General features: G+C 68.0%; 3 protein-coding genes. All 3 read right to left on the bottom strand.

Features of this window, described 5'->3' with window-relative positions; all coding sequences use genetic code 11:
• Window positions 1–756, bottom strand: a 756-nt coding sequence (locus tag VIB55_RS01410) for a DEAD/DEAH box helicase family protein (protein WP_331874874.1), incomplete at its 3' end; no start/stop codon positions are given.
• Window positions 757–782: 26 nt separating this feature from the next.
• Window positions 783–3,014 carry a bifunctional (p)ppGpp synthetase/guanosine-3',5'-bis(diphosphate) 3'-pyrophosphohydrolase gene (locus VIB55_RS01405; protein WP_331874873.1) on the bottom strand — a complete coding sequence of 744 codons (2,232 nt, stop codon included), beginning with the start codon at window positions 3,012–3,014 and terminating at the stop codon, window positions 783–785.
• A 141-nt stretch (window positions 3,015–3,155) separates the two neighbouring features.
• Window positions 3,156–3,617, bottom strand: a 462-nt coding sequence (locus VIB55_RS01400; RefSeq protein ID WP_331874872.1) for a JAB domain-containing protein, incomplete at its 5' end; no start/stop codon positions are given.

Raw genomic sequence — 3,617 nt, 5'->3', positions numbered from 1 at the left:
CGTGGACTTCTGCGTCACGAAGTGCGTGGCCGGGTAGATGGCCGCGCGCTTCAGCGAGGCGATGGTGTCGCCGGTGAGCGGGTCGAAGCGGGAGATGCGCTCGATCTCGTCGCCCCACAGCTCGATGCGGACGCCCTGCTCCTCGTACGCGGGATACACCTCTACCGTGTCGCCGCGGACGCGAAAGGTGCCCCGCACGAACGAGGCGTCGTTGCGCGAGTACTGGATGGCGACGAGCCCCTCCAGGATCTTCTTCCGCGTGATCTCCTGCCCCACCTCCAGCACCAGCATCTGCGACCGGTACTCCTGCGGATCGCCCAGGCCGTAGATGCACGAGACGGAGGAGACGATGATCACGTCGTCGCGCTCCATCAGCGACGAGGTGGCGCGCAGGCGCAGCCGCTCGATGTCCTCGTTGATGGACGAGTCCTTTTCGATGTACGTGTCGGTGCTCGGTACGTACGCCTCGGGCTGGTAGTAGTCGTAGTAGCTGATGAAGTACTCGACGGCGTTGCGGGGAAAGAAGTTCTTGATTTCCCCGTACAGCTGCGCGGCGAGCGTCTTGTTGTGGCTCATCACCAGCGCGGGCCTGCCGTGCTGGGCGATGACGTGCGCCATCGTCAGCGTCTTGCCGGTGCCGGTGGCGCCCAGGAGCGTCTGGTACTTGTCTCCCCGCTTCAGCCCCTCGGTGAGCTCGGCGATGGCGCGCGGCTGGTCGCCCGCGGGAGAAAAGGGAGAAACGAGATCGAACGGCATTCAGGAACCCCCGTAAAACACGAAAACTACGCCTCGCTCACCTCGGCCACCTCGGCCAGGTCCGTCTGCTCGCGCCGCTCCACGCGCATCACGCCCTTCACCTTCTTGATGGCGTTCAGCACGCGGTTCAGGTGCGCCAGGTTCTCCACCTCCACCACGAAGTCGCCACGCATGCCGTGCTGGTCGGCGTTGATGTCGGCGCTCTTGATGTTGGTGTTGGTCGCCGAGATGGCGCTGGCGATGTCGGCGAACAGGCCCCGCCGGTCGCTCCCCTCCATCCCCAGCCGCACGAAGAAGCGGTCGGCCCCGCCACCGTCCCAGTCGATCTCCACTCGCCGCTCGGGGTGCCCCTGCAGCTGCAGGATGTTGGGGCAGTCGATGCGGTGGATGCTCACCCCGCGGCCGCGCGTTACGTACCCCACCACCTTGTCGCCGGGCACCGGCTGGCAGCACTGGGAGTAGCGAACCATCAGGTTGCTCATCCCCTGGATCTTCACCGGGGCGTTGGTCTGCTCGCCCCGCACCCGCGATACCAGCCGCTCGAAGGCGGAGGGCGGCTTCGGCGGCTCGTCAACCGCCTCGGGCCACAGCGCCGCCATCACCTTCGATGGGCCCAGGTCGCCGCGCCCCAGCGCGGCGAACAGGTGGGCTGCGTCGGGAAGGTCCAGCACGCGCGCCGCCTCGCCGAAGCGGTCTTCCGACACCTTTTCCCGGCGCGCCTTGCGGATCTCGCGCTCGATGAACTCGCGGCCCAGCCGCACCGAGTCGCCGAACTCCTCGTCCTTGATCCACTGGCGGATCTTATTGCGCGCCCGGGCCGTCTTCACGAAAGCCAGCCAATCGCGCGAGGGCCGCTGCTTGGCGTCGGTGACGATCTCCACCTGGTCGCCGTTCTTGAGCTCGCGCGTGATGGGCGTGTAGCGCCCGTTCACCCGCGCGCCGGCGCAGTGAAGCCCCACCTCGGTGTGCACGGCGAACGCGAAGTCGATGGGCGTGGCACCCTTGGGCAGCTGCTTGACGTCGCCCATGGGCGTGAACACGAAGATCTCGTCCTGGAACAGGTCGATGCGAAGGAATTCCATGAATTCCTCCGGCTCCTTCGTTTCCTGCTGCCACTCCAGCACCTGGCGGAACCAGGTCAGCGTCTCGTCGACGTCGTCGCCGCGCGGCCCTTCCTTGTACTTCCAATGCGCCGCGATGCCGTACTCGGCGGTGCGGTGCATTTCGCGCGTGCGGATCTGGATTTCGTACAGCCGCCCCCCCGGACCGAAGATGGTCGTGTGGAGCGACTGGTACATGTTGCTCTTGGGCGTGGCGATGTAGTCGTGGAACCGCTCCGTCAGCGGCGTCCAGCGGTTGTGGATCACGCCCAACCCATGGTAGCAGTCGGCGATGGTGTCGACGATCACCCGCACGGCCATCAGGTCGTAGATCTCGTCGTACTCCTTTTCGCGCTGCACCATCTTGCGGTAGATGGACCACAGGTGCTTGGGCCGCCCCGTCACCTCGCAGTCGATCCCCGCCTCGCGCAGCTCGCTTTCCAGCGGCACGCGAAGGTTCTCGATCCACTCCTCGCGCTCGCGGCGCTTTTCGGACACGCGGCGCGCCAGGTCGCGGTAGGGCTCGGGCTCCAGGTACTTGAAGCACAGGTCCTCCAGCTCCCACTTCAGCGCCGCCACGCCCAGCCGGTGCGCCAGGGGCGCGTAGATCTCGCGCGTCTCCAGCGCAATGCGCAGGCGCTTGTCTTCGCGCAGCCAGTCTAGCGTGCGCATGTTGTGCAGCCGGTCGGCCAGCTTGATCAGGATCACGCGGGCGTCCTGCGCCATGCTCAGCAGCAGCTTGCGGAAGTTCTCCACCTGCTGCTCGGTGCTGGTGCGGAACTGCACCTTGGCGATCTTGGTGAGCCCGTCCACCACCGTCGACACCTCGGGCCCGAACGCCGCGCGCACGTCCTCGAGCGTGGCCGGCGTGTCCTCGACCACGTCGTGGATCAGCCCGCCGGCGATGGTGGCCGAGTCCAGGTGCAGCTCGGCCAGCACCTTGGCGACCTCGATGCAGTGGACGATGTAGTCCTCGCCCGAGTGGCGCTTCTGCCCCTGGTGCGCGACCGCGCTGAACTCGTACGCCCGGGTGATCAGGTCCAGGTCCAGCCGCCCGGCGTACGGCTCCACCGCCGCGAACAGGTCGGGCGGCAGAATGCCTCGCGCGTGCTCGCGCGCCTCGTCGGCGCCCTGCAGGAGGGGGGCCTGCTGTGCCATCAGCCGCGCGCCTCCGGCGCGCGCGCGTGCACACGCGTCAGCCCGAGGGCGGCGCGGCGGAGCGGAACGGGTGCGAAGGCAGGGGTGCACATGCCGTGAAATGTAAGCGATTGTCGGGCCGTGGTCACCCCTGCCGCGCCGTCAGAGCCGCTCCAGCACCCCCGCCTCGGCAAACGAGTAGTAGCCGTGCTCGCCCACGATCACGTGGTCGTGCACGGGAATGCCCACCAGCCGCCCGGCCACGCACAGCTCGCGCGTGAGCTCCTTGTCCTGGGGCGAGGGGGTGGGCCGACCGCCGGGATGGTTGTGCACCACCACCACGCACGACGCGCTCTCGGCCATGGCCGGGCGAAAGACGTCGCGCGCGTGGATGTTGGAGTGGTCCAGGGTGCCCCGCGTGACCACCACCTCGCGCAGCACCTCGTTCTGGCGATTCAGCAGCAGCACGTGGAACTCTTCCTGTGGAAGGTCGCGCATGGCCAGGCGCATGCGCTCGTACACGTCGCGCGCCGAGGCCACCTGCACCCGCACGGGAAGCGACTCCCGGGCGGCGCGGCGGCCCAGGTCCAGGGCGGCAAGGATCTTGGCGGCCTTGGCCGGCCC

It is taken from the genome of Longimicrobium sp. (assembly GCF_036554565.1).
Classification (GTDB): domain Bacteria; phylum Gemmatimonadota; class Gemmatimonadetes; order Longimicrobiales; family Longimicrobiaceae; genus Longimicrobium.
Note: the sequence above shows the minus strand (reverse complement) of the source record. Positions and strands in the feature narration are given on the sequence as shown.

Coding starts and splice junctions, on each gene's coding strand:
- VIB55_RS01405 (WP_331874873.1), bottom strand. CDS start 3,014: ATGGCACAGCAGGCCCCCCTCCTGCAGGGCGCCGACGAGGCGCGCGAG.